The sequence below is a fragment of the Pseudomonas sp. Tun-23181 genome (assembly GCF_057415455.1).
Window position 1 is genome coordinate 5,220,183 of record NZ_CM171630.1, and the last position, 26,549, is coordinate 5,246,731.

Below are 26,549 nucleotides of genomic sequence, written 5' to 3' on the forward strand. Positions count from 1 at the left end.
TTCGGCGCTGGCTCCATTCGCGGGCAAGCCCGCTCCCACATGGCCCTGCAAGTCGCATCATGTGTGAACGGCTCGGCCTTTGTGGGAGGGGCTTGCCCGCGAATGGGCTGTCCGGTGCAGTCACCAGGGCAAGCGCCGTTTTCTTTTTGTCCGGTCAATGAGCAGCAACGGCACTTGCGTGGTCTATTAGACTTGCATGCACTGTAAGGAGGCCTGCCGAGCTCAGCCGGCGGCCTGAAGACGATAGAGCGGCGAAAGGAGACGCTATGATTTTTCCCGACCTGCGCGGCCTGCCCCTGCACCGCGTGCTGGTGCGCACCGTCAGCGAATTTCTCGATGACGAGATGTCCACCTATGCTTCCGCGCTGGCCTACCAGATGCTGTTTTCGCTGTTCCCGTTCCTGCTGTTCCTCATCGCCCTGATCGGTTTCCTGCACCTGCCGGACTTCTTCTCCTGGCTGCGCCTGCAGTCCGAACTGGTGCTGCCGCCCCAGGCCCTGGAGCAGGTCAACCCGGTGATCGACCAATTGCAGCAGTCCAAGGGCGGGCTGCTCTCGGTGGGTATCGTCATCGCCCTGTGGACCGCCTCGGCCGGTGTGCGCCTGATGATGAGCGCGATGAACGCCGCTTACGATGTGCCGGAGGGGCGTCCGGTGTGGAAGCGCGTCCCGCTGTCGATCATCTACACCATCGGCATCGCCGGCATGCTGCTGGTGGCGGCGGCGTTGATGGTCCTGGGGCCCCAGGTGATGGAGTGGATCGCCGCGCAGATCGGCATGCAGGAGGTGATCGTCACGGTGTGGACCATCCTGCGCTGGCCGGCGATCATCATCCTGATGATGGTGGCCGTGGCGTTGATCTACTATGTCATGCCCGATGTGAAGCAGAAGTTTCGCTTCATCACTCCAGGCTCGGTGTTGGCGGTGGTGGTGTGGATCGTCGCCTCGCTGGCCTTCGGCTATTACGTGAAGACCTTCGCCGACTACAACGCCATGTATGGCAGCATCGGTGCGATCATCGTGCTGTTGCTGTATTTCTACATTTCCGCCGCCGTGCTGCTGCTCGGCGCCGAGATGAACGCGGTGATCGAGCACATGTCGGCCGAAGGCAAGAACCCCGGCGACAAGGACTTCCAAGGCAGCACACCCAAGCAGACCCTGACCGTGCTCGGTCATGAGCATCCGCAGGCGGCCGAATCCAAGACCTCCGAACCCAAGACCCCGGAGTCGAACCCCCGATGATCCGAGACATCCTCAAGATGGGCGACGAGCGCTTGCTGCGCATCGCCCCGCCGGTGCCGGCGCAGATGATCGGCAGCGCCGAGCTGCAGCAACTGATCGACGACATGTTCGAGACCATGCGCCATGTCGGCGGCGTGGGCCTGGCCGCACCGCAGATCGGTGTCGACCTGCAACTGGTGATCTTCGGCTTCGAGCGCAGCGAACGCTACCCGGACGCCGAGCCTGTGCCGCAGACCATCCTGCTCAACCCGCTGATCGAGCCACAGTCCCCCGAGGTGGAGGACGGGTGGGAGGGCTGCCTGTCGGTGCCCGGCCTGCGGGGCGTGGTGCCGCGCTTCAAGCACATCCGCTACGAGGGCATCGACCCCCAGGGCAACCCGATCAATCGCTTTGCCGATGGTTTCCATGCCCGGGTGGTGCAGCACGAGTGCGACCACCTGATCGGCCGTCTGTACCCCTCGCGGATCCAGGACTTCAGCCGGTTCGGCTACACCGAGGTGCTGTTCCCCGGGCTGGAGGGCGGCGACGACTGATCGCGCACCAGCGCCACCAGGCGCTTGCTGCGCTGGTAGCGCGCCAGCCGGGCGGCCAGGGCCTCGGGCAGGTCGTAGGCCGCTGTGAAGCCCAGGCGCTGATAGAAGGGCTGCAGGTCTGGGTGGCAGAACAGCCAGGTGGGCCCGCCCGTTTCTGCCAGCGCCGTATCGATGAGCTGCCTGGCCACCCCGTGGCCGCGCCACTGGGGCGCCACGAACAGGCCGGTGAGCCATTGCCCGCCGTCGACCGCGCCGAGGTTCAATCCCGCGATGATGCCACCTTCCCGCGCCACCCACTGCTGGCCGTCGGCGACCGCGCGCATGCGTGCGCCGTGCTGGCGGTAGAAGTGCTCGAGCAGGCGGCGTTCGGGGCCGATCAGGGGGCGGCAATGGAATGCAGGCATGGGCGGTTCGATATGGGGGCTGGGTCGATGCTGTCGCTGCTGGGAGCGCGTGCCGGGCATTTTGTCGCAGATTGTTGCAAATCCCGCAAGGGTGAATGTCCGAGTACGGGGTTCAAGTATTTCAGGCGGGGAGTAAACTTTCACTCATCCCCCCAGGCAGTACGAAGCGGGATCGGTACTTCGTGTCATCTTCGCAGTCGATGACAACTTCATCCGCGCCGTGACGGCATATGAAGTCAATCGATCAGCTTGATTGCTTTTCAAGGTCAACGCCCATGAAACCATTACTGATTCTTGCATTGGTCGGTATGTCCTCGTTCGCCCTCGCAGACGAGGCCCAGACCCAGACCACCTCCACCCAACCTGTGGTCCAGCAGTACGACTATTCCACCCACCTGGACATCAAACGGGTGATCAGCCTGTCGACCATCCCCAATGTTTGCGAAGTGGTACCGGCTACCATGACCTACGAGGATCACCAGGGCCAGATCCATATCCTCCAGTACCGGGCCATGGGCGAGGGCTGCAGCCAGGGTTGAGGCAGTGGACCATTCGCGGGCGTGCCCCAATGCCAGTCGGTCAAGCGGCATTGGGGCCGCCTTGCAGCCCATCGCCGGCAAGCCGGCTCCCAATTCTCTGTATGACACGTGATTCGTGAGTACCGCTGGCCCCTATGGCAGGCGGCTTCATGGCAGTGCCCCGCGCATATAAAGTTTTACCCCTAAGCCGGGACGGGCTTAGGATCGGGTCTTTCTTGCCCGATGAAGGATGATCGCCATGTTCGACCTGCCCGCCCTGCGCGAAGCCGCCACTTTCGTTCGCCAGCACGTTCCCCCTACTGCACAGCACGCCTGGCCGTTGCTGGCCGAGCGGTTGGGCTGCCAGGTGTGGGTCAAGCACGAGAACCATGCGCCCACCGGTGCCTTCAAGGTACGCGGCGGGCTGGTCTACGTGCGCTCGCGGCTGGCCAGCGGCAAGCCGCCACGTGGGCTGGTCACGGCCACTCGCGGCAACCACGGCCAGAGCATGGCCCTGGCCGCGCGCCAGGCCGGCTTGCCACTGGTGATCGTGGTGCCGCAGGGCAATTCGCCGGAGAAGAACGCCGCCATGCGCGCCCTGGGTGCCGAGCTGGTGGAGCATGGCGTCGACTTCGACGTGGCTCGTGAGGAGGCCGCCAGGCTGGCCGAGACGCTGGGTTACGAGAGGGTGCCGTCGTTCCACCCGGAACTGGTGCGCGGCGTGGCTACCTACGCGCTGGAGCTGTTCGAGGCGGTTGGCGAGCTGGACTGCGTCTATGTGCCGATCGGCATGGGTTCGGGGATCTGTGGGCTGATCCAGGCGCGCAACCTGCTGGGGCTGCGCACGCAGATCGTTGGCGTGGTCTCCAGCGCCGCCGACGCCTACGCCCAGAGCATCGAGCAGGGCCGCATCGTCACCACCGCCACCGCCGACACCTTCGCCGATGGCATGGCCTGCCGCGTGCCCCATCCTGATGCCTTCGCCCTGGTCCAGGCGCATGCCGCGCGCATCGTCCGCGTCGACGACCGCGAGATCGCCGCGGCCATGCGCCTCTACCACGAAGCCACCCACAACACCGCCGAAGGCGCTGGCGCCGCAGCCCTGGCGGCGCTGATCCAGGAGCGCGAGCGCCAGGCTGGCAAGCGGGTGGCGGTAGTGCTCAGCGGGGCGAATGTGGACCGGGAGCGCTATGCACGGGTCTTGCTTGGGGACTGAGGGCGTGTTTTTGCGATTTACCTCGTCTGGAAGGCGAATGTAAGCGCCAGTTGCATCGCTCAGGCACAATGGCGCCTGCCTCAGATCTTCGTCCCGCAAACGAGTGCCGCATGCCTTTTTCCAACGGTTTTCTTCTCAGCCTGTCCCTGTGCCTGGACATCGGTGTCGCCAATATCGCCATGATCACCCTGGCCATGCGCCGGGGTTTCCTCCAGGGCTTCTGGCTGGGCCTGGGAACCTGCGTCGGTGACCTGCTGTACGCCGTCGCGGCGCTGGCGGGGATGACCGTGCTGTTGCAGTTCGAGGCGGTGCGCTGGGGGCTCTGGCTGGGCGGCTCGGTGCTGTTGGCCTGGTTCGCCGTGAAGATGTTGCTGGCGGCCTGGCGCGGTGGCCACCTGGAGGCCCGTGGGCAGGTGGTGCTGGAGTCGGGCTGGCGGGAGTTCCTGCGTGGGATCTTCCTGGCCATGTCCTCGCCCAGTGCGATCCTCTGGTTCGCCGCCGTGGGCGGGGTGCTGATCTCTCGCTCCGGTGGCGGCAGCCTGCTGGAGGCCGGGTTGTTCCTCGGCGGCTTCTTCGCCGCCGGGCTGGTCTGGTGCCTGGGCCTGTGTGGCATCGCCAGTCATGGTGGACGCCTTCTGGGGGACCGCTTGCTGACCTGGTCCTACCTGCTATCGGCAGCGATTTTCTGTTATTTCGCCGTCTACGTGATCGTTTCTGGCTATCGCGAGTTCATCCTGGCCAGCCCGGCCCTATAGCCCGGCGGGGCGTATCCGCGCTACGCTGGCGCATTCGTGTGGGCTCACAGAGGCAATGGACATGACCGCGACACCCATCACCCCTTCCCGTTACGAAGATGGCAGGGCACTGCTCCTCGCCGGCTTCGCCGAGCGCTTCGACATGCGCGACATCAGTGGGCTGCCACGCCTGTTGCAGCGTTTCGGCCCGCATATCGGCTGCGTGCCGGGCCAGCATGGCCTGGACAGCTATGGCGTGTGCTACCACCCGGACGGGCTGGGCGGGTTCGACTACCTGGCAGGCGTCGAAGTGACCGAGGCCGGCGGCCTGCCCGAGGGCTTCAGTACGTTGACGCTCGCCCCTCAGCGCTATGCCGTGTTCGAGCATCGTGGCAGCTTGCAAGGCATCAAGGATACCTTCGATGCCATCTTCGAGCAGTGGCTGCCGGCCTCGGGCGAGCGTTCGGCCAATGCGGCGGTGTTCGAGCGCTATCCGGCGGGGTTCGATCCTACCGACCCTGGTGCGGTGATGGAGGTCTGGATTCCGCTTGAGCGGGTCATGGGGGGCTAGCAGGTCCGCCAGGGCCCATCTGGGCTGCAAGGCAGCCCTAAAATGACAAAGTGCCGCCAAGCCCCGGCCTCACCTTCCCGGCCTGGTGCGAAAATTTTTTTCCATGTCCTGTCGATTTCCCCGATCACCGTTCGACCAGGAGTGAAGGCGCCGGATGTTCCCGGCGTCACCCGCTCATGACCGATCGGAGGAAACACCGATGAACACCGCAGCCGAAACCGAGATCCGCCAACTGATCGAGCGCTGGATGCAGGCCGTGCGCGACCGCGACCTGGAGGCGATCGCCGCGCCCTATGCCGACGACATCGTGGCGTTCGATGCCATCCAGGCCTTGCAGTTCAAGAACAAGGCCGACTACCAGGCCCACTGGGAAATGTGCATGAGCCACTGCACCGGCCCCATGGTCTTCGAACTGACGCAACTGACCGTCTATGCCGACGGCGACCTGGGCCTGGCCCACTGGCTCAACCGCTGCGGCCCGGCGGACGACGAAAGCCAGTGCGGCTTCATGCGCGCCACCGTCGGCTATCGTCGTAGGGGCGGGCAGTGGCAGGTCATCCACGAGCACTGGTCGGCACCGTTCGACATGGAAACCCAGAAAGCCATGTTCGACCTCAAGCCCTGATCGCGGCCGCTCATCGGCAAACCCACCCCTGCGTAGCGTTGGAGACGACCATGAAATACCTGTGCCTGGTCTATTGTGACGAAGGGCTGCTGCACAGCCTGCCCGACAGCCCCGAAGACGCCGAGTGCATGGCCTATGCCGAGTCCTTGCAAAATGGCGGGCGCATGCTCGCGGCCGAGGCGCTCAAGTCGGTGCAGACCGCCACCACGGTGCGCATGCGCGGTGGACGCATGAGCTTGACCGACGGTCCCTTCGCCGAGACCAAGGAACAGTTGGCCGGTTTCTATCTGGTCGATGCCCGCGACCTCAACGAGGCGCTGAACATCGCCAAGGGGATTCCGGCGGCGCGGGTCGGCAGCGTCGAGGTGCGGCCGGTGCGCGAGTTGCAACCCTGACAACGGAGAACGACACGCATGAGCCTTGCACAACCAGGCCTGGGACAGGCGCAGCATGAACTGTCCATCAGCCGCTTGATCGATGCACCGCCGGCCAAGGTGTTCCGCGCCTGGACCGACCCCCAGTGGCTGACGCAATGGTGGGGCCCCCATGGCATGACCACCCCGGAATGCGAGCTGCAGCTGTGGGTCGGCGGGGTGCTGCGTACCCTGATGCGCGCCCCCGATGGGACCGAGTATCCCAACCAGGGGGTGTTCCTCGAGATCGTCGCGCCGCAGCGGCTGGTGTTCACGGATGCCTTCGGGCCGGGTTGGGTACCCTCCGACAAGGCGTTCATGACCGCGGTGGTGACCTTCGACGAGGAGCAGGGCAAGACCCGCTACACCGCCCGCGCCTGGCACTGGAATGCCGCTGACTGCCGCGCCCATGAAGAAATGGGCTTCCACGAGGGCTGGGGGGAGAGCCTGGACCGTCTGGTCGAGGTGGTGACCCAGCGGATGCCGGATTGATGGCCGACGCGCAGCAGGTGCGCGCCCAGGTCGAGGCGGTCTACCGCCGCGATTCCCGGCGCGTCCTGGCGACCCTGATCCGCCTGCTGGGCGACTTCGACCTGGCCGAGGAGGCCATGCATGATGCCTTCTTCATTGCCGTCGAGCGCTGGCAGCGCGACGGCATTCCGGACAACCCTCGGGCCTGGCTGGTGTCCACTGGCCGTTTCAAGGCGATCGACGCACTGCGCAGGCGCGCCCGTTTCGACCGTTCCCAGGCGGAGCTGATCCTGCTCCTGGAGGGGCAGGCGCAGGATCCTGGCGACGAGGAATTGCTGGTGGACGACCGCCTGAGACTGATCTTCACCTGCTGTCACCCGGCCCTGGCCGCCGACGCCCAGGTACCGCTGACCCTGCGCGAAGTCTGCGACCTGACCACCGAGCAGATCGCCCGTGCCTTCCTGCAGAGCCCGGCGACCATCGCCCAGCGTATCGTCCGTGCCAAGGCCAAGATCCGTGACGCGCGCATCCCCTATCAGGTACCGGCGCTGGCCGAACTGCCCGAGCGCCTGGAAAGCGTGTTGCGGGTGATCTACCTGGTGTTCAACGAGGGCTATTCGGCGTCTGTGGGTGAAGACCTGGTGCAGCGTGAGCTGTGCGACGAGGCGATCCGCCTTGGCCGCCTGCTGGCCCAGTTGCTGCCGGATGCGGAAGTGCTCGGCCTGCTGGCGCTGATGCTGTTGCAGGCCTCGCGGCTGCGCGCGCGCAGCGATGCCGACGGTGAACTGGTGCTGCTCGACCAGCAGGATCGCAGCCTGTGGGACCGGGAGCGGATCGACGAAGGTTGCCGCCTGGTACGCCAGGCGTTGCGTAGCCGGGAGTATGGCGCCTATAGCCTGCAGGCGGCGATCGCCGCGGTGCATGCCGAGGCCGCCAGTGCCGAGGAAACGGATTGGGACGAGATCGTCGGGCTGTACGATGTGCTGCAGCGCCATTGGCCGTCGCCGGTGGTGGAGCTGAACCGGGCGGCGGCGCTGGCCAGGCGGGACGGGGCGCGGGCCGGGCTGGCGGCGGTCGAGGCGATCCTGGCCCGTGGCGAACTGCTCGACTATCACCTGGCCCATGCCGCCCGGGCCGAGCTGCATCACCAGTTGGGCCAGGCCGAGCAGGCGCGGGATGCCTGGCGCCAAGCCCTGGCGCTTACCCGCCAGGAGCCGGAGCGGCGGCATATCGAACGCCGCCTGAAAACGTTGGGTACCTCTTGAGCGAGGCCGTGCCCAGGATCAGCTGGCGACGAAGTTCGGCGGGCTGACCAGCTCGACGGTCTGCTGCTTGCGCGGGGCGAGGATCTCGGCCACGCCTTCGACCACCAGCTCGTCGTGCTGGTTGTACACGTTGGTGGCGATACGCACCTTGAACTTGGGCAGTTTCTCGAGGATTTCCAGGCGCACGGTGAGGGTATCGCCGATCTTCACCGGCTTCTGGAAACTCATCTGCTGGCCCAGGTAGATGGTGCCGGGGCCGGGCAGGGTGCAGGCGACCGCGGCGCTGATCAGCGCACCGCTGAACATGCCGTGGGCGATCCGCTCGCGGAACATGCTCTTGGCGGCGAACTCGGCATCCAGGTGCACCGGGTTGTGGTCACCGGACATCGCGGCGAACAGCTGGATATCGCGTTCTTCGACGGACTTCTCGTAGCTGGCTTTCTGACCGATTTCGAGGGCTTCGTAGGGCGTATTGGTGACCTGGGTCATCGGGGCGGGGTTTCCTTGAGAGGGCGGACGGGGGAGTGTACATCATTCGCTGCGGGCAGGTCGGCCCAGGGCCAGCGCCTGCTCCAGCCAGCCGAGGATATCGGCGGTGACCTCGTCGCGATTGGTCTCGTTGAGCAGTTCGTGCCGTGCCTGGGGGTAGAGACGCAGCTGTACATGCCGGTTGCCGGTGGCACGCAGGGCGCCGGCCAGGCCCTTCAGGCGCTTGCCGGCGCTGACCGGGTCACAGTCGCCACCGAGCACCAGGATCGGCAGGTTCGGGTCGATCTGCGCCAGGTTCTTCGGCTGGCTGATCTGCGCCAGGCCATGGAGCAGGTCGAGCCACAGCTGGTTGCAGCAGCGAAAGCCGCACAGCGGGTCGGCGAGGTAGCGGTCGACCTCGGCGGCGTCGCGGCTGAGCCAGTCGAAGGCGGTGCGATTGGGCTTGAAGGCCTTGTTGAACGCGCCGAACGACAGCCACTCGATCAGCGCGCTCTTGCCCTGCGGCCCCTGGCGCCAGGCTTCGAGCCGGGCGATCAGGCCAGCAGCGCGGTACAGCGCCGCCGGTTGGTAGTTGGAGCCGCTGAGGATCGCCCCCTGCAGGCTGGCGCTGTGGTGCAACAGGTAGGCCTGGGCGATGTAGCTGCCCATGCTGTGGCCGAACAGGAACAGCGGGGTGCCGGGAAACTGCTGGCCGATGTGCTGGGCGAGCAGGCCCAGGTCGTTGACCACGGCCTCCCAACCGTGCCGGCGGGCGAACAGGCCCAGGCTGCCCAGCTCGGCGGTGCGGCCGTGGCCGCGCAGGTCCGGGGCGAGCAGGGCGAAGCCGGCGTCGCTCAGGGCATGGCCCAGGCGCTGGTAGCGCCCGGCGTGCTCGGCCATGCCATGGGCCAGCAGCACCACGGCCTTGACCGGCGAGCTCGGCAGCCACTGGTGGACATACAGGCTGCAATGCTCGCTGGCCGGCAGCCAGAAGGCGTCATGGGGCATGGCGGATCCTTTGCTCCTGGGTTCGAGACAGTGTATGCGCAACGGGCAGGATTGCAGGAAGGGCACAAATAAGATTCACAATGTTAATGGCAGCACTTGGCGTATTTGCCACCTCCGGGTTACCTGCTAACGTCGGCTCAACGCCTTTTTGCATCAGGCAATCAGGTCAGGGACGGTCCAGGCAGAGGAACAACAATAAATGCAAGCCGACTTCTGGAATGACAAACGCCCGGCGGGCGTGCCTTCCACCATTGACATCAACGCCTACACATCCGTCGTCGAGGTCTTCGAACGCTCCTGCAAGCGCTTCGCCGACCGTCCGGCGTTCAGCAACCTCGGCGTGACCCTCACCTACGCCGAACTGGAGCGCCATTCCGCGGCCTTCGCCGCCTGGCTCCAACAGCACACCGACCTGGCCCCGGGCGATCGCATCGCGGTGCAGATGCCCAACGTCCTGCAGTACCCCATCGCCGTGTTCGGCGCGATGCGTGCCGGCCTGGTCGTGGTCAACACCAACCCGCTCTACACCGAGCGCGAGATGCGCCACCAGTTCAAGGACTCCGGCGCCCGCGCCCTGGTCTACCTGAACATGTTCGGCAAGCGTGTGCAGGAAGTGCTGGGCGATACCGGCATCGAGTACCTGATCGAGGCGAAGATGGGCGACCTGCTGCCGACCGCCAAGGGATGGCTGGTCAATACCGTGGTCGACAAGCTGAAGAAGATGGTCCCGGCCTACCACTTGCCCCAGGCCGTGTCGTTCAAGCAGGTGCTACGCCAGGGCCGGGCGCAAGTCCACAAGCCGGTGGCGCTGACCCTCGACGACATCGCCGTGCTGCAGTACACCGGTGGCACCACGGGCTTGGCCAAGGGCGCCATGCTCACCCACGGCAACCTGGTGGCCAACATGCTGCAGGTGCTGGCTTGTTTCTCCCAGCACGGCCCGGACGGGCAGCCGCTGATCAAGGAGGGCCAGGAGGTCATGATCGCGCCGCTGCCGCTGTACCACATCTATGCGTTCACGGGGAACTGCATGTGCATGATGGTCACCGGCAACCACAACGTGCTGATCACCAATCCCCGCGACATCCCTGGGTTCATCAAGGAACTGGGCAAGTGGCGTTTCTCGGCGTTGCTGGGCCTGAACACGTTGTTCGTCGCGCTGATGGACCATCCCGGCTTCAAGTCCCTGGACTTTTCCGCGCTCAAGGTCACCAACTCCGGCGGCACTGCGCTGGTCAAGGCCACCGCCGAGCGCTGGGAGCAACTGACGGGCTGCCGTATCGTCGAAGGCTACGGCCTGACCGAGACCTCGCCGGTGGCCAGCACCAACCCCTATGGTGAACTGGCGCGCCTGGGCACCGTGGGCATCCCGGTGCCGGGCACGGCGTTCAAGGTCATCGACGACGACGGCAACGAACTGCCCCTGGGCGAGCGCGGCGAGCTGTGCATCAAGGGGCCGCAGGTGATGAAGGGCTACTGGGGCCAACCCGAGGCCACCGCACAGACCCTCGATGCCGAGGGCTGGCTGAAGACCGGCGACATCGCGGTGATCGATCCGGACGGCTTCACCCGCATCGTCGACCGCAAGAAGGACATGATCATCGTCTCGGGTTTCAACGTGTACCCCAACGAGATCGAGGATGTGGTCATGGCCCACCCGCAGGTGGCCAACTGTGCGGCCATCGGCGTGCCGGACGAGCGCTCCGGCGAGGCGGTCAAGCTGTTCGTGGTGCCGCGCGAGGCGGGGCTGAGCATCGAGGAACTCAAGGCCTTCTGCAAGGCCAACTTCACCGGCTACAAGGTGCCCAAGCATATCGTCCTGCGTGAATCCCTGCCCATGACCCCGGTGGGCAAGATCCTGCGCCGCGAGCTGCGCGATATCGCCTGAGTTGTCTTCGAGCTGCAAGAAAAAGCGTTCCGCATCGCCCGACACTCCAAGCTTCGAGCCGCGAGATAGAGCGTTCGGCGTCGCTCTTTCTTGCAGCTTGAGGCTGATAGCTTGCAGCTTTCAAGTTAATACTCTAAAAATGACCTGCATCATTCTTTGAGTCATTTTTGTGACCAGTCGGGCCATTTTGGCCTCTAGGCGACCCCCGGCAAAGCTGTTACTCTCGGCGCGCTTCCAGAGGATCCGGTTGCAATGAGCCGTCATCCCATATCAATAATAAACGCACAACGCGTGACGAATTCGCTGTTGCTGAAGGAGTGGGCTTCCATGATCGAAAATTTTTGGAAGGATAAGTACCCCGCCGGGATTACGGCACAAATCAATCCTGACGAATTCCCCAACATCCAGGCGGTGCTTCGGCAGTCCTGCCAACGCTTTGCCGACAAGCCGGCCTTTAGCAACCTGGGCAAGACCATCACCTACGGCGAGCTGTATGCCCTGTCGGGGGCCTTCGCCGCCTGGCTGCAACAGCATACCGACCTCAAGCCCGGCGACCGGATCGCCGTGCAACTGCCCAATGTCCTGCAATACCCAGTGGCCGTGTTCGGCGCCATGCGCGCCGGCCTGATCGTGGTCAACACCAACCCGCTGTACACCGCGCGGGAGATGGAGCACCAGTTCAACGACTCGGGTGCCAAGGCCCTGGTCTGCCTGGCCAACATGGCGCACCTGGCCGAGAAGGTCGTGCCCAAGACCCAGGTCAAGCATGTCATCGTCACCGAGGTGGCTGACCTGCTGCCCCCGCTCAAGCGCGTGCTGATCAACAGTGTGATCAAGTACGTGAAGAAGATGGTGCCGGCCTACAGCCTGCCTGGCGCCATACGCTTCAACGATGCCCTGGCCCTGGGCAAGGGCGGGCCGGTGACCGAGGCCAATCCGCAGCTCAACGACGTTGCCGTGCTGCAGTATACCGGTGGCACCACCGGCGTTGCCAAGGGCGCCATGCTGACCCACCGCAACCTGGTGGCCAACATGCTGCAGTGCCGGGCGCTGATGGGGTCGAACCTGCAGGAAGGGTGCGAGATCCTCATCACCCCGCTGCCGCTGTACCACATCTATGCCTTCACCTTCCATTGCATGGCCATGATGCTGATCGGCAACCACAACGTGCTCATCAGCAACCCGCGCGACTTGCCGGCCATGGTCAAGGAGCTGGGCAAGTGGCGGTTCAGCGGCTTCGTCGGGCTCAATACCCTCTTCGTCGCCCTGTGCAACAACGACGCCTTCCGCGCCCTGGACTTCTCGGCGCTGAAGATCACCTTGTCGGGTGGCATGGCCCTGCAACTGAGCGTGGCCGAGCGCTGGAAGGCCGTGACTGGCTGCGCCATCTGCGAAGGCTACGGCATGACCGAGACCAGCCCGGTAGCGGCGGTCAACCCGGCAGAGGCCAACCAGATCGGTACCATCGGCATCCCGGTGCCTTCGACGCTGTGCAAGGTCATCGACGACAGCGGCCGCGAGCTGGCCTTGGGCGAGGTGGGCGAGCTGTGCGTCAAGGGCCCGCAGGTGATGAAGGGCTACTGGCAGCGCGAAGAAGCCACCGCCGAGATCCTCGACCAGGACGGCTGGCTGAAGACCGGCGACATCGCCGTGATCCAGCCGGACGGCTACATGCGCATCGTCGACCGCAAGAAGGACATGATCCTGGTGTCGGGTTTCAACGTCTACCCGAACGAGCTGGAAGACGTGCTCGCCGGCCTGCCGGGCGTGCTGCAATGCGCGGCGATCGGCGTGCCGGACGAGAAGTCCGGCGAGGTGATCAAGGTGTTCATCGTGGTCAAGCCGGGCATGACCCTGACCAAGGAGCAGGTGATGGAGCACATGCGTGCCAACGTCACCGGCTACAAGGTGCCACGCTATATCGAGTTCCGCGATGTCTTGCCGACCACCAACGTCGGCAAGATCCTGCGCCGCGAACTGCGCGACGAAGAGCTGAAGAAACAGGGCCTGAAGAAGATCGCCTGATTGGCTATCGGGGCCGTGAGGCGGCCCCAAACTCCAGGTCAGCGCAGCTTCTCCAGCATCTGGTAGTACCACATCCCCGCCGCCAGCAGCGGGTTGCCCAACAGATCCCCCATCGGCACCTTGATGTGCTTGCACCCCGCGAAGGTGTCGAACTTTTCCAGCGTACCGGTCAGGGCCTCGGCCATGATTTCGCCCATGATGTGGCTGGTGGCGATGCCGTGCCCGGAGTAGCCCTGGCAGTACCAGACGTTGTCCGAGAGCTTGCCCAACTGCGGGATGCGGTTGACCACGATGCCCATGGCGCAGCTCCACTGGAACTCGATCGGCACGCCCTTGAGCGCCGGGAAGGTGCGTTCGATGCACGGGCGCAGCTCGCCTTCGATGTCCCGCGAATCCTTGCCCGAGTAGTTGGCGCCACCGCCGAACAGCAGGCGCTTGTCGGCGGTCAGGCGGTAGTAGTCGAGGACGAAGCGGCAGTCGTAGACCGCCAGGTCCTGGGGATTGATCTGCTCGGCCAGCTCGCCCAGTGGCGCGGTGGTGACGATGCCACCCATGGCGGGGAAGATCTTGCCCTTGAGCTGGCGTTTTTCCAGGCGGTGGTAGACATCGCCGGCCAGCAGCACCTGGCGCGCCTCGATGCGGCCCTGGGCGGTGACCACCGCCGGGCGCGGGCCATGGACGATCTCCAGCACCTCGGAGTTTTCGAACACCTGCGCGCCCAGCGCGTGGGCGGCACGGGCTTCGCCCATGCACAGGTTCAGCGGGTGCAGGTGCAGGTTGCGGCGGTTCTTCAACGCGCCCAGGTACAGCGGGCTCTGCAGGTGTTCGGCCACGGCGGTGCGGTCGAGCAACTGCACCTGCTCGCCCATGCCCCGGCGCTGGGCTTCGGCCTCGAAGGCGCGCAGCTCGTCCATGTGCGAGGGTTTCATCGCCGCGTGCAGGTGGCCGCGCTTGAGGTCGCAGGCGATGCCATAGCGCTCAACCCTTTGTTCGATGATCTGGTGGCCACGCCAGCGCAGGTGCCAGATGAAGTCGTCGACCTCGCTGCCCAGGCGCTGGCGCATCTGCGTGCGCATGGCCTCGTCGCCCGACAGGCTGCCGGTGACCTGGCCGCCATTGCGGCCGCTGGCGCCCCAGCCGATGCGGTTGGTCTCGACGATGGCCACCTTCAGGCCGCGCTCGGCCAGTTCCACCGCCGTGGCCACGCCGGTGAAACCGCCGCCGATGATCGCCACGTCCACCTGCTCGGTACCTTGCAGGGTCGGGTACTGGGTCAGGTCGTTGAGGGTGGCGCTGTAGTAGGACGGCGCGCGCTGGGCCGTCCCGTTCTTCACTGCTGCATTCATGATCGTTCCTTCACGGGAATGGAGTAAGGGCTCAGGCCTGGTGCAGGTACCAGCGCCAGTCCTGTTCGCCGACTTCGGCCATGAACTGGCGGTATTCGGCGCGCTTGACCTTGAGGTAGACGCCGAGGAAGCCCTCGCCCAGGGCTTGCCTGGCCCAGCCCGAGCGCTCCAGGGCGTCGAGGGCGGTCAGCCAGTCGGTCGGCAGGTATTCGGTGGCCTGGGCGTAGCCATTGCCCTGTACCGGGGCACCGGGGTCCAGTTGCTCGCGGATGCCTTGGTGGGCAGCGGCGAGGATTGCCGCCGCTGCCAGATAGGGATTGGCGTCGGCACCGCAGATACGGTGCTCCACATGCCGGCTGTTGGCCGGCCCGCCTGGCACGCGCAGGCTGACGGTACGGTTGTCGACACCCCAGGTCGGCGCCAGCGGTGCATAGCTGTTGGCTTGGAAACGCCGGTAGGAGTTGGCATTGGGGCAGAACAGCAACAGCGATTCATGCAGGTGGCGCAGCATGCCGCCGACCGCCTGGCGCAGCAGCGGGGTGCCGGCCGGGTCGTCGCTGGCGAACAGGTTGCGACCCTCGGCATCGGCCAGGCTCAGGTGCATGTGCATGCCGGTGCCGGCCAGGTGGTCGAACGGCTTGGCCATGAAGCAGGCCTGCATGCCATGGGCGTTGGCCACGCCCTTGACCAGGCGCTTGTAGCGCACGGCCTGGTCCATGGCGGCCAGCGCATCGCCATGCTCCAGGGTGATTTCCACCTGGCCGGGGGCGTATTCGGAGATCGCCGTGCGCGCCGGGATGCCTTGGGCCTTGCACGCGGCATAGAGGTCGGCGAGGAACGGCTCGATCTGCTCCAACTCGCGCAGGCCATAGACCTGGGTGGTGCGCGGCCGGCCGCCGTCCTGGTCCAGTGCCGGCTGCGGACGCCCCTGGGCGTCGCGCTGCTGGTCGAGCAGGTAGAACTCCAGCTCGCAGGCCATCACCGGGTGATAGCCGTCGGCCTCGAGTGCCTCGACGGTGCGCAGCAGCACATGGCGTGGGTCGGCCACGCTGGCTGGCAGCCCTTCGCTGGGGTGCATGCTGACCTGCAGCGCGGCGGTCGGTACACGGCGCCAGGGCAGGCGCACCAGGCTGCCGTCCACGGGGTAGGCGCGGCAATCGATATCGCCTACATCCCAGACCAGGCCGGAGTCCTCCACGTCGTCGCCGTTGAGGGTCAGGCCGAGGATGGTGCTGGGCAGTGGCCGGCCGGTCTCGTAGACCGCCAGCAGTTCCTCGCGGTGCAGCAGCTTGCCGCGCGGTACGCCGTTGGCGTCGAGGATGAACAGTTCGAACAGGTCGATATCGGGGTTGTCGGCCAGAAAGCGCCTGGCGTGTTCCGGGTTGTCAAAGTGCATGATGCTGTCGCTCGCGCCCGCAGGCGCACGGGACCACCGTATGCATACGGTCGGTCGGGCTGAAGACGCCGGCCAAGGGCGGCCGGGGTGGGTCAGGCAAGCCGGGGCGACGTATCCGGTGGGCGAGCGTGGCGGCAGTGCCAGAGGGCCCAGAAGGCGAGGATGACATGTACCAGCGGGTTTTCGCCGGCGCGGGCCCGGGCCTTCGGCAGGGAAGGGCGTGACAGCGAGCGCGCGATGATCGGGAGGCGGGTCATGGATCGATACTCACACGAGGCGTAAGGTTGATTAAAGCAGTGAATGGCAACCTTCAGTCCAGGGATGGCTAAACATTGTGGGCGCCCTGGCAACGCTCGCGCCTGTAGATTTCTCTGCCTGGCACGTGATTCGGTAACACCATTGGAGCCCGTGGGAGCCGGCTTGCCGGCGAAGCGGCCCCGATGGCAACTGGAATGCGCCGGTACAGACGGCCCGGAAATCTGCGACAATCCCGCCTCTTCGAAAGCCGATCATGAAAAAAGCAGGGCCGCCTGCCTCATTAGAAAGCCCCATGACAGACCACCACGCCATCGACCAACTGCTGAAGAACCTCGACCACGCCATGATCGCCGACCGCCATCGCCTGCGGCGGCAACTGCACGAGCTGCGCAAGCGTCCCGACGAGGCGCGCCTGGCCCAGTGGGTGGAGAAGGTCCAGGCGTCCTGCGCCCAGGTCACCGCGCGCCAGCAGCGCGTGCCACACATCCGCTACGACGACAGCCTGCCGATCGCCGCCAAGCGCGACGAGATCAAGAAGGCCCTGGCCGAGCACCAGGTGCTGGTGATCGCCGGCGAGACCGGCTCGGGCAAGACCACCCAGTTGCCGAAGATCTGCCTGGAGATGGGCCGTGGCCGCCACGGCCTGATCGCCCACACCCAGCCGCGCCGGATCGCCGCGCGCAGCGTGGCGGCGCGGGTGGCCGAGGAGCTGGGCACGCCGTTGGGTGGGTTGGTCGGCTACCAGGTGCGTTTCGAGGACCAGAGCGATGCCAATACCTTGGTCAAGCTGATGACCGACGGCATCCTGCTGGCCGAGACCCAGCACGACCGCTTCCTCGAGCGCTACGATACGATCATCGTCGACGAGGCCCACGAGCGCAGCCTGAACATCGACTTCCTGCTCGGCTACCTCAAGACCCTGCTGCACCGCCGTCCGGAGCTCAAGCTGATCATCACCTCGGCGACCATCGACCTGGAGCGTTTCTCCAAGCATTTCGATGGTGCACCGATCATCGAGGTGTCCGGGCGAACCTACCCGGTCGAAACCTGGTACCGCCCGCTGACCAGCGAGCAGGACGAAGAAGGCAACCCGGTCGAGGACGACCTCACCGTCGACCAGGCGATCCTCGCCACCCTGGATGAGCTGGCACAGCACGAGCGCAGCGAAGGCAAGGGGCCGGGCGACGTGCTGGTGTTCCTGCCGGGCGAGCGGGAGATCCGCGATGCCGCGGAGATCCTGCGCAAGGCCCAGTTGCGTCACACCGAGATCCTGCCGCTGTATGCGCGCCTGTCACCGGCCGAGCAACAGCGGATCTTCCAGCCCCATGCCGGGCGCCGCGTGGTGCTGGCCACCAACGTCGCCGAGACCTCGCTGACCGTGCCGGGCATTCGCTACGTGATCGACACCGGCACCGCGCGCATCAGCCGCTACAGCTACCGTGCCAAGGTCCAGCGCCTGCCGATCGAGGCGGTGTCCCAGGCCAGCGCCAACCAGCGCAAGGGCCGCTGCGGCCGGGTCGAACCGGGCATCTGCGTGCGCCTGTACAGCGAAGAGGATTTCAACAGCCGGCCGGCCTTCACCGACCCGGAGATCCTGCGCACCAACCTGGCGGCGGTGATCCTGCAGATGCTGCACCTGCGCCTCGGCGCGATCGATGCCTTCCCGTTCATCGAACCGCCGGATGGCAAGGCCATCAGCGACGGCTTCAACCTGTTGCAGGAGCTGTCGGCAGTCAACCGCGAGAATCAGCTGACGCCACTGGGTCGCCAGCTGGCGCGCCTGCCGATCGACCCTCGGTTGGGCCGCATGCTGCTCGAAGGCGCGCGCCTGGGCAGCCTGCAGGAGGTGCTGATCGTCGCCAGTGCCCTGTCGGTGCAGGACCCACGCGAACGCCCGCCGGAGCGCCAGCAGGCCGCTGACCAGGCGCATGCCCAGTGGAAGGATGTCGACTCCGACTTCGCCGCGCTGGTCAACCTGTGGCGCGGTTTCGAGGAGCAGCGTCAGGCGCTGACCGCCAACCCGCTGCGCAACTGGTGCCGCAAGCAGTTCCTCAACTACCTTCGCCTTCGCGAGTGGCGGGATGCCCATCGCCAGTTGGCGCTGATCTGCCGTGACCTGCAGTTGGCGGTGAACAAGGAGCCGTCCGACTACCAGAAGGTGCACAAGGCGATCCTCAGCGGCTTGCTCAGCCAGGTCGGCCACAAGACCGAGGAGGGCGACTACCAGGGGGCCCGCCAGCGTCGCTTCTGGGTTCACCCGTCCTCGGGCCTGGGCCGCAAGCGCCCACAGTGGGTGATGGCCGCCGAACTGGTGGAGACGACCAAGCTGTACGCGCGCATGGTGGCCAGGATCGAGCCGGACTGGATCGAGCCGCTGGCGACCCACCTGGTGAAGAAGAACCACTTCGAGCCGCACTGGGAGAAGAAGCGGGGGCAGGTGGTGGCCTACGAGCAGATCACCTTGTACGGGTTGATCCTGGTCGGGCGCCGGCCGGTGCACTTCGGCCCGATCGACCCGGTGGTGTCGCGTGAGCTGTTCATCCGCGAGGGGTTGGTCGGCGGCCAGATCCAGTCGCGGGCCAAGTGCCTGTCGGCCAACAAGCGCCTGCTCGAGCAACTTGACGAGCTGGAGGCCAAGGCCCGTCGTCGCGACATCCTTGCCGATGAAGAAACCCTCTACGCCTTCTACGAGGCACGCCTGCCGGCGGAGATCCACCAGACCGCGACTTTCGACAGCTGGTACCGGATCAACAGTCAGAAGGCCCCGAACCTTCTGATCATGCGCGAGGAAGACGTGCTGGCCCGCGAGGCCAGCGAAGTCACCGCGGCGCAGTATCCAGACCATCTGCAGATCGGCGAACTGCGCCTGCCGCTGACCTATCACTTCGAGCCGGGCCACCCGCGTGACGGCGTGACCGTGCGGGTACCGGCGCCATTGTTGCCGAACCTGCCGGGCGAGCGCCTGGAGTGGTTGGTGCCGGGCCTGCTGGAAGCCAAGTGCGTGGCCCTGGTGCGCAACCTGCCCAAGGCCCTGCGCAAGAACTTCGTGCCGGTGCCGGACTTCGTCAAGGCTGCGTTGTCGCGCATGGCCTTCGGCCAGGGCGCCCTGGCGCAATCGCTGGGCCAGGAGTTGCTGCGCATGACGGGCGCACGGGTGTCCGATGAGGCCTGGGCGGAAGCGGCAAGCCTGGTGGAAGGGCACCTGCGCATGAACATCGAGGTGGTCGACGGCCAGGGCAAGTTCCTCGGCGAAGGCCGCGACCTGGCCGAGCTGACCGCGCGCTTCGCCGCCGCCAGCCAGGCCGCGCTGGCCCTGCCGCGCAACGAGAAGGCCGAGCAGCCGGTGCAAGCCAAGGCCTTCGCCGAGGTGGCGCAGACCGCCCAGCAGAAGATCGCCGGCCTGTCGCTGACGGTCTACCCGGCGCTGGTGGAAGAAAACGGCACGGTGCGCGAGGGGCGCTTCTCGACCCAGGCCGAGGCCGAGTTCCAGCACCGTCGTGCCCTGCAGCGCCTGTTGCTGCAGCAACTGGCCGAGCCTGCCAAGTTCCTGCGCGGCAAGCTGCCGGGGCTGACCGAGCTGGGCCTGCTGTACCGCGAACTGGGGCGGGTCGAGGCGTTGGTGGAGGACATCCTGCTGGCCAGCCTCGACAGTTGCATCCTCGAAGGCGAGGCGCAACTGCCACGGGACGGTGCGGCGCTGGCCGGGCTTGCCGAGCGCAAGCGTGGCAGTTGGGCCGAGCACGCCGAACGCCTGGCCCGCCAGACGCTGGAGGTGCTCAAGCTGTGGCACGGCCTGCAGAAGCGCTTCAAGGGCAAGATCGACCTGAGCCAGGCGGTGGCGCTCAACGACATCAAGCAGCAACTTGCCAACCTGGTCTACCCGGGCTTCGTCCGCGAGACGCCGGCGGCCTGGTTCAAGGAGCTGCCGCGTTACCTCAAGGCGGTGGAACTGCGCCTGGAGAAGCTCGGCGCCCAGGTGCAGAAGGACCGGGTCTGGAGTGGCGAGCTGAGCAACCTGTGGGCCCAGTACAAGGCCCGCGCCGACAAGCATGCCCAGGAAGGCAAGCGTGACGAGCAACTGACCCTGTACCGCTGGTTGCTGGAGGAATACCGGGTGTCGTTGTTCGCCCAGCAACTGGGTACCAAGGTGCCGGTTTCCGACAAACGTTTGGGCAAGCAGTGGAGCCAGGTGGAGGGATAAACTTCCACACTTGTGGCACTATTGGTGCAATTTGGGGCCGCGGTGCGGCCCTTGGCGGGCAAGCCCGCTGCCACAGGTCATGCGCTCTCGCGCTGTGGAGGCGGGCTTGCCGACGAACGAACGCGAAGCGCTTGTCTTAAAGTTGGCACTAAGGTGCCATTATTCCAGCCAGCGCCACATGGCGATGGCCTTTGACCAGAGGAACGACCGTGCATAACGTCGTGATCAGCGGCACCGGCCTGTATACCCCGGCCCAGAGCATTTCCAACGAAGAGCTGGTGGATTCCTTCAATACCTGGGTGCACCAGTACAACCACGACAACGCCGCCGCCATCGAGCGTGGCGAGCTCGAAGCCCTGGCCGAGTCCAGCGCCGCCTTCATCGAGAAAGCCTCGGGGATCAAGAGCCGCTTCGTCATGGACAAGGCCGGCATCCTCGATCCGCAACGCATGAAGCCACGCCTGCCGGAGCGCTCCAACGACGAGCCGTCGATCCTCTGCGAGATGGCCGTCGCTGCCGCCCGCCAGGCCCTGGAGCGCGCCGGCCGCAGCGCCGCCGACGTCGATGGGGTGATCGTCGCCTGCTCCAACCTGCAGCGCCCGTACCCGGCCATCGCCATCGAGGTGCAGCAGGCGCTGGGCATCCAGGGGTTCGCCTTCGACATGAACGTGGCCTGTTCCTCGGCTACCTTCGGCATCCAGACCGCCGCCAACAGCGTGCAGTTGGGGCAGGCCCGCGCGGTGCTGATGGTCAACCCGGAGATCTGCACCGGCCACCTGAACTTCCGTGACCGCGACAGCCACTTCATCTTCGGCGATGCCGCCACCGCGGTGCTGATCGAGCGTGCCGACCGGGCCACTTCGGCCCACCAGTTCGAGATCGTCAGCAGCAAGTTGCTGACCCAGTTCTCCAACAACATCCGCAACAACTTCGGCTTTCTCAACCGCGCGGCGGAGGAGGGCATCGGCGCGCCGGACAAGTTGTTCGTCCAGGAAGGCCGCAAGGTGTTCCGCGAGGTCTGCCCGATGGTCGCCGAGTTGATTGGCCAGCACCTGGCGGAGAACGACCTGCAACCTGGCGATGTCAAGCGATTCTGGCTGCACCAGGCGAACCTGAGCATGAACCACCTGATCGTCAAGAAACTGGTTGGCCGCGACGTGGCTGAGGAAGATGCGCCGGTGATCCTCGACCGTTATGCCAATACCAGCTCGGCGGGGTCGGTGATTGCCTTCCACCTGTACCAGGATGACTTGGCGAAAGGTTCGCTGGGGGTGCTGAGTTCGTTTGGCGCGGGGTATTCGATTGGCAGCGTGATTCTGCGCAAGCGCTGATCGGTACCGGCTTGCCGGTCAATTGAAACGCTCAGTCGCTTTGGGCGCGAAGCGGCCTCGGCATTAGACAAAAAAGCGGGAAGTACCGGATGGGGTCGGTACTTCCCGCTTGGGTGACGCAGGTAGCCCGCGCTTAGAACTTGGCTTCCAGGTCGACCTGCAGGGTGTCGACATCAGCATTGCTGTTGGGCAATTGCGACAGGTCGGTCTTGGCCATCAGGTAGGCCGCGCCCAAGGAGAAGTTCTTGTCGATCTCGTAGCCGACCTTGAACTTGTGCCCACGCGAACCGGTGAAGCCGGCACCGAAGTCGGAGTCGGTGAACAGGCTGACCACGGCATTGCGCTGTACGTCGCGGTAGTTGTAGTCGAGGCTCCAGGAACCGACCTTGGTCTTCAGGCCCGCCAGCCAGGCCTTGTCCGCACCATCGGTGCTGTCTGTGTTCTTGACGAACTGGCCATAGGCCGACAACGGGATGGCGAAGCCGGTGAAGTCCAGTTGCCCGAAACCTTCCACCAGGTTGAACTCGTTGGTGGTGTTGCCGAAGTTCTGCAGGGCGGTCGAGCTCTTGTCGTTGTCATAGCCGTAGATGCTGCCGCCCACGGTGACCTTGACGGTGTCGGCAAGACCGAAGCGCGTGCCCAACTGGCCGTGGTAGAGCTGCGCGTCGTGCTTGAACTGCACGCCGTCGCCGTCGACGTTGTCCTTCAGGTTGTAGTGGCCGGCGCTGGCGAACAGCTCGGCACCGCCCAGGTCGGTCTTGTAGGTGACGGCGATACCTTCCGGGTTGATGTCGCTGTCCCAGATGATGTCGCCCATGCTCACCCAGGGCTGGTTCATCTTGCCGCCGATCAGGTGCAGGCCCGGCAGGGCGGTCGGGTGCCAGTCGAGGTAGGCCAGGTCGACCCACAGCGATTTCTTGTCGAAGTAGTTGTCCAGGCTCTGGTTGGTGGATCGGGCATCGGAACTGCTGCCGGTGGCCACGCGCACACCGGCGTCCACCTGCGGGTTGATCTCGCTGTAGAAGCCGACCCGGGCGCGGACCCGTTCACGGTCCTGGTTGTTGCTGCGGCTGTTGGGGTTGTCGACGTTGACGTCTTCGTAGCGCAGGCGCACGTCACCCTTGATCTGGGTCTTGGCGGCCCAGGCCACTTTCTGCTCAAAGGAGCTCAGACGATCGGCCTGTGCCTTCTGGTCTGCCTTTTCCTTGGTTTCCTGAGCCAGATCGGCCTGCAGTTCGTTGTACTGCGCCTCGTTGATCGAGCCATTGGCGCGGAGCATCTCGAGCAGCTTGGCGTCAACTGCAGCACTGGCCGGAGCGCTCAGGGCCAGCATCATGCCGGTGAGGCTTGCTCCGGTAAGTGTAGAAACAAGACGCATAAGGTTCTCCCTGTTGAAAAAAAAGTGGGGAGGCTCTTGGCGCCCGCCCCGAGTTGGCATGTCTTCGGAAAAGCCCTGGCTAGACGGGTTGCCGGGGCTTCGAAAAACAGGCGCAAGTATTGCGAGGGGGAGTGACAGAATGATGTCTATTTGATGGCGCTGCGGTTAAGTGAGCACGTCATGATTTGAGTGTCATGGCACTCTTCCGGGATACTGGCGGCTCTTTCGCAGCGAGTCGAAATCGTGACCAGCCTGTACAGCCTTGCCCATCTGCGCGATCTTCCGGCGGCGACCTGGGATGCCCTGGTGCCTGCTGGCCAGCCGTTCCTGCGCCATGCATTCCTCAGTGCGCTGGAAGACAGCGCCAGTGTCGCGCCGTCGACCGGTTGGGCGGCCGAACACCTGGTGCTGGAGCGCGAGGGGCAGGTGCGGGCGTTACTGCCGGCCTATCGCAAGTGGCATTCGTTCGGGGAGTACGTGTTCGACCATGGCTGGGCCGATGCCTGCGAGCGGGCCGGGATCGCCTACTACCCGAAGCTGCTCGGCGCGGTGCCGTTCAGCCCGGTGAGCGGGCCGCGCCTGCTGGCCGCCGACGCGGCCGATGGCCTGCTTCTGCTGCAGGCGATACCCGAGTACCTGGGCAAGGGCGAGTTGAGTGGCGCGCATATCAATTTCACCGACAAGGCCGTGGACGATCAGCTCGCTGGCCTGCCGGGCTGGCTGGAGCGCCTGGGTTGCCAGTTTCACTGGCGCAATCGCGGTTACCGGGACTTTCAGGATTTCCTCGACACCCTCAGCTCGCGCAAGCGCAAGCAGTTGCGCAAGGAGCGCGAGCAGGTGGCCGGGCAGGGCATCGACTTCCACGGGTACCGTGGCGATGAGTTGACGCAGGTGCAGTGGGACTTCGTCTACCTGTGCTACGCCAACACCTATGCGGTGCGCCGTCGCACGCCGTACCTGACCCGGAGCTTCTTCAGCCTGCTGGCCGAGCGCATGCCCGAGGCGGTCCGCGTGGTGATGGCCCGCCAGGGCGGGCGTGACGTGGCCATGGCCTTGAGCCTGGTCGGTGGCGACAGCCTGTATGGGCGCTATTGGGGCTGCCTGGACGAATTCGACCGGCTGCACTTCGAGACCTGCTTCTACCAGGGCATGGATTTCGCCATTGGCGAGGGGCTGCAGCGTTTCGACGCTGGCGCCCAGGGGGAGCACAAGCTGATCCGTGGTTTCGAGCCGGTGCTCACGCGGTCATGGCATTACCTGCGCCACCCGGGGTTGCGCCGGGCGGTGGAGGACTTCCTCGCCCAGGAGCGGGTGGGGGTGAAGGCCTACGCCGAGGAGGCCCGGCGGCTGTTGCCCTATCGCCGTGGGGGATGACGGGATTCGAGCTGCAAGCTTGCAGCCACCGTCAGTCCACGCCAACGAACCCGCCGGTCTGGTGGTGCCATAGGCGTGCATAGAGCCCCTGCTGGGCCAGCAGCTCGGCATGGCTGCCGCTTTCGACGATGTGCCCCTTGTCCAGTACCACCAGGCGGTCCATGCGGGCGATGGTGGACAGGCGGTGAGCGATGGCGATCACCGTCTTGCCCTGCATCAGGGTTTCCAGGCTCTCCTGGATCGCCGCCTCGACTTCCGAGTCCAGTGCCGAAGTGGCCTCGTCCATGATCAGGATCGGCGCATTCTTCAGCAGCACCCGGGCAATGGCGATGCGTTGGCGCTGGCCACCCGAGAGCTTGACCCCGCGCTCGCCCACGTGGGCATCGAAGCCCGTGCGCCCCTGGGCGTCGGACAACTGTGGAATGAACTCGTCGGCCCGGGCCCGGCGTACCGCTTCCCAGACCTCTGCCTCGCTGGCGTCCGGCCGGCCGTACAGCAGGTTGTCGCGGATCGAGCGGTGCAGCAGCGAGGTGTCCTGGGTGATCATGCCGATCTGCGCGCGCAGGCTGGCCTGGTTGACCTCGGCGATGTCCTGGCCGTCGATGAGAATACGCCCGCTTTCCACGTCGTACAGGCGCAGCAGCAAGTTGACCAGGGTCGACTTGCCGGCCCCGGAGGGGCCTATCAGGCCGATCTTCTCGCCCGGGCGGATATCCAGGTTCAACCCGTCGATGACCTTGCCGCCCTTGCCGTAGTGGAAGCCCACGTCGTCGAAGCGCACGGCGCCGCGGCTGACCTTGAGCGCGGGGGCATCGGGCCTGTCGGTGACGCTGACCGGCTGGGCGATGGTCTGCAGGCCGTCCTGGACCATGCCGATGTTCTCGAAGATGCCGTTGACCACCCACATGATCCAGCCGGACATGTTGACGATGCGGATCACCAGGCCGGTGGCCAGGGCGATGGCACCGACGGTGATCAGCGACTGGCTCCACAACCACAGGGCCAGTGCCGTGGTGCCGGCCACCAGCAGGCCGTTGAGGCTGGTGATGACCACATCCATGCTGGTGATGACCCGTGAGGCCAGCTGGGTCTTCTCGGTCTGTTCGCTGATCGCCTCGCGGGCGTACTGTTGTTCGAAGTCGGTATGGGCGAACAGCTTGAGGGTGGCGATGTTGGTATAGCCGTCGACGATCCGCCCCATCAGCTTGGAGCGGGCGTCGGAGCTGATCACCGAGCGCTCCTTGACCCGTGGCACGAAGTAGCAGAGCGCACCGATGTAGCAGGCGATCCAGGCCAGCAGCGGCAGCATCAGGCGCCAGTCGGCCTCGGCGAACAGCACCAGCGAGCTGATCGCGTAGATCAGCACGTGCCACAGGGCATCCACCGCCTGCACTGCCGAATCGCGCAGGGAGTTGCCGGTCTGCATGATGCGCTGGGCGATGCGCCCGGCGAAGTCGCTCTGGAAGAAGTTCAGGCTCTGCTTGAGCACGTAGGTGTGGTTCTGCCAGCGGATCAGGCTGGTCATGCCCGGGCTGATGGTCTGGTGTACCAGCAGGTCGTGCAGGCCGAAGAACAGCGGGCGCAGCACGAGGATCACCACCAGCATCCAGATCAGCTCGCCGCCGTGCCGGCTGAAGAACTCGGCGCCCGGGGTGACCTGGGCCAGGTCGATGATCCGGCTCAGGTAGCCGAACATGGCCACCTCGATCAACGCGGCGACCAGGCCGACCACCAGCAGGGCGACGAAGCTCGGCCAGACCTGGCGCAGGTAGTACAGGTAGAACGGCAGCACCTTGCTCGGCGGCGCTTCGCTTGGCGCTTCGCGGAAGATATCGATCAGTTGCTCGAAGCGGCGGTACAGCATGGATGAAATGGCTCCTGTTCC

The 26,549-nt window shown here is 65.5% G+C and carries 22 protein-coding genes; 15 read left to right on the forward strand and 7 right to left on the reverse strand.

From position 1 onward, the window contains the following. Positions 1–266 precede the first annotated feature (266 nt). Together ACDI39_RS24735 and def are read left to right on the forward strand one after the other, a co-directional pair. The gene (locus tag ACDI39_RS24735) at positions 267–1,241 is read left to right on the forward strand and encodes a YihY/virulence factor BrkB family protein (protein WP_253080904.1); all 975 of its coding nucleotides are present in this window, start codon (positions 267–269) and stop codon (positions 1,239–1,241) included. Further along, the gene (gene def, locus ACDI39_RS24740; protein WP_225789802.1) at positions 1,238–1,774 is read left to right on the forward strand and encodes a peptide deformylase; all 537 of its coding nucleotides are present in this window, start codon (positions 1,238–1,240) and stop codon (positions 1,772–1,774) included. The genes ACDI39_RS24735 and def overlap by 4 nt, the downstream gene beginning before the upstream one ends. Here the strand turns inward: def and ACDI39_RS24745 are convergent. Then, the gene (locus ACDI39_RS24745; protein ID WP_225789801.1) at positions 1,729–2,178 is read right to left on the reverse strand and encodes a GNAT family N-acetyltransferase; all 450 of its coding nucleotides are present in this window, start codon (positions 2,176–2,178) and stop codon (positions 1,729–1,731) included. The two genes, def and ACDI39_RS24745, sit on opposite strands and share 46 nt — an antisense overlap. 275 nt (positions 2,179–2,453) lie before the next feature. On the opposite strand from ACDI39_RS24745, the gene ACDI39_RS24750 reads away from it, so the two are divergent. From ACDI39_RS24750 to ACDI39_RS24785, 8 genes are all read left to right on the forward strand, one after another. Then, positions 2,454–2,717, forward strand: a complete 264-nt coding sequence (locus tag ACDI39_RS24750) for a DUF2790 domain-containing protein (protein WP_225789800.1) — start codon at positions 2,454–2,456, stop codon at positions 2,715–2,717. A 238-nt stretch (positions 2,718–2,955) separates the two neighbouring features. Next, entirely contained in the window at positions 2,956–3,912 is a 957-nt protein-coding gene (locus tag ACDI39_RS24755; protein ID WP_225789799.1) for a threonine dehydratase, read from the forward strand. Positions 3,913–4,022: 110 nt separating this feature from the next. After that, positions 4,023–4,667, forward strand: coding sequence for a LysE family translocator (locus ACDI39_RS24760; RefSeq protein WP_253080905.1), 645 nt, complete (start codon positions 4,023–4,025; stop codon positions 4,665–4,667). Between the two features lie 61 nt (positions 4,668–4,728). Continuing rightward, positions 4,729–5,217 carry a GyrI-like domain-containing protein gene (locus ACDI39_RS24765; RefSeq protein WP_486537139.1) on the forward strand — a complete coding sequence of 163 codons (489 nt, stop codon included), beginning with the start codon at positions 4,729–4,731 and terminating at the stop codon, positions 5,215–5,217. Between the two features lie 199 nt (positions 5,218–5,416). After that, complete coding sequence (locus ACDI39_RS24770; protein ID WP_253080907.1) at positions 5,417–5,842, forward strand: YybH family protein; 426 nt, start codon at positions 5,417–5,419, stop codon at positions 5,840–5,842. Between the two features lie 50 nt (positions 5,843–5,892). Further along, positions 5,893–6,237, forward strand: coding sequence for a YciI family protein (locus tag ACDI39_RS24775; RefSeq protein WP_225789795.1), 345 nt, complete (start codon positions 5,893–5,895; stop codon positions 6,235–6,237). Between the two features lie 18 nt (positions 6,238–6,255). Continuing rightward, complete coding sequence (locus ACDI39_RS24780; protein ID WP_225789794.1) at positions 6,256–6,747, forward strand: SRPBCC family protein; 492 nt, start codon at positions 6,256–6,258, stop codon at positions 6,745–6,747. Next, on the forward strand, positions 6,747–7,991 hold the full coding sequence (locus tag ACDI39_RS24785) for an RNA polymerase sigma factor (RefSeq protein ID WP_486537140.1): 1,245 nt from the start codon (positions 6,747–6,749) through the stop codon (positions 7,989–7,991). Before ACDI39_RS24780 ends, ACDI39_RS24785 begins: the two co-directional genes overlap by 1 nt. 18 nt (positions 7,992–8,009) lie before the next feature. On the opposite strand, the gene ACDI39_RS24790 is transcribed toward ACDI39_RS24785, so the two are convergent. Together ACDI39_RS24790 and ACDI39_RS24795 are read right to left on the reverse strand one after the other, a co-directional pair. Then, positions 8,010–8,480, reverse strand: coding sequence for a MaoC family dehydratase (locus tag ACDI39_RS24790; RefSeq protein WP_225789792.1), 471 nt, complete (start codon positions 8,478–8,480; stop codon positions 8,010–8,012). A 42-nt stretch (positions 8,481–8,522) separates the two neighbouring features. Next, positions 8,523–9,467, reverse strand: a complete 945-nt coding sequence (locus ACDI39_RS24795; RefSeq protein WP_225789791.1) for an alpha/beta hydrolase — start codon at positions 9,465–9,467, stop codon at positions 8,523–8,525. A gap of 199 nt (positions 9,468–9,666) precedes the next feature. On the opposite strand from ACDI39_RS24795, the gene fadD2 reads away from it, so the two are divergent. Continuing rightward, entirely contained in the window at positions 9,667–11,355 is a 1,689-nt protein-coding gene (fadD2, locus tag ACDI39_RS24800; protein WP_225789790.1) for a long-chain-fatty-acid--CoA ligase FadD2, read from the forward strand. A 327-nt stretch (positions 11,356–11,682) separates the two neighbouring features. After that, complete coding sequence (gene fadD1, locus ACDI39_RS24805; protein WP_225789789.1) at positions 11,683–13,380, forward strand: long-chain-fatty-acid--CoA ligase FadD1; 1,698 nt, start codon at positions 11,683–11,685, stop codon at positions 13,378–13,380. A gap of 38 nt (positions 13,381–13,418) precedes the next feature. On the opposite strand, the gene ACDI39_RS24810 is transcribed toward fadD1, so the two are convergent. After that, on the reverse strand, positions 13,419–14,726 hold the full coding sequence (locus tag ACDI39_RS24810; RefSeq protein WP_225789788.1) for an NAD(P)/FAD-dependent oxidoreductase: 1,308 nt from the start codon (positions 14,724–14,726) through the stop codon (positions 13,419–13,421). A 31-nt stretch (positions 14,727–14,757) separates the two neighbouring features. After that, the gene (locus tag ACDI39_RS24815) at positions 14,758–16,122 is read right to left on the reverse strand and encodes a glutamine synthetase family protein (protein ID WP_410045367.1); all 1,365 of its coding nucleotides are present in this window, start codon (positions 16,120–16,122) and stop codon (positions 14,758–14,760) included. Positions 16,123–16,672: 550 nt separating this feature from the next. Between ACDI39_RS24815 and hrpA the strand changes: the two genes are divergently transcribed. Next, positions 16,673–20,581 (forward strand): ATP-dependent RNA helicase HrpA, encoded by a 3,909-nt coding sequence (gene hrpA / locus ACDI39_RS24820; protein WP_486537141.1) that lies wholly within the window; start codon positions 16,673–16,675, stop codon positions 20,579–20,581. A gap of 209 nt (positions 20,582–20,790) precedes the next feature. After that, positions 20,791–21,912, forward strand: coding sequence for a beta-ketoacyl-ACP synthase III (locus ACDI39_RS24825; RefSeq protein ID WP_225789785.1), 1,122 nt, complete (start codon positions 20,791–20,793; stop codon positions 21,910–21,912). Positions 21,913–22,045: 133 nt separating this feature from the next. Here the strand turns inward: ACDI39_RS24825 and ACDI39_RS24830 are convergent, their stop codons facing one another. Beyond that, positions 22,046–23,290, reverse strand: a complete 1,245-nt coding sequence (locus tag ACDI39_RS24830; protein ID WP_225789784.1) for a putative porin — start codon at positions 23,288–23,290, stop codon at positions 22,046–22,048. 243 nt (positions 23,291–23,533) lie between these two features. On the opposite strand from ACDI39_RS24830, the gene ACDI39_RS24835 reads away from it, so the two are divergent. After that, positions 23,534–24,664: a GNAT family N-acetyltransferase gene (locus tag ACDI39_RS24835; protein WP_225789783.1), complete on the forward strand. Its 1,131-nt coding sequence runs from the start codon at positions 23,534–23,536 to the stop codon at positions 24,662–24,664. Positions 24,665–24,695: 31 nt separating this feature from the next. Here the strand turns inward: ACDI39_RS24835 and ACDI39_RS24840 are convergent, their stop codons facing one another. Beyond that, a complete protein-coding gene (locus ACDI39_RS24840; RefSeq protein WP_253080911.1) occupies positions 24,696–26,528 on the reverse strand; it encodes an ABC transporter ATP-binding protein in 1,833 nt (610 codons plus the stop codon). Positions 26,529–26,549: the final 21 nt, after the last annotated feature.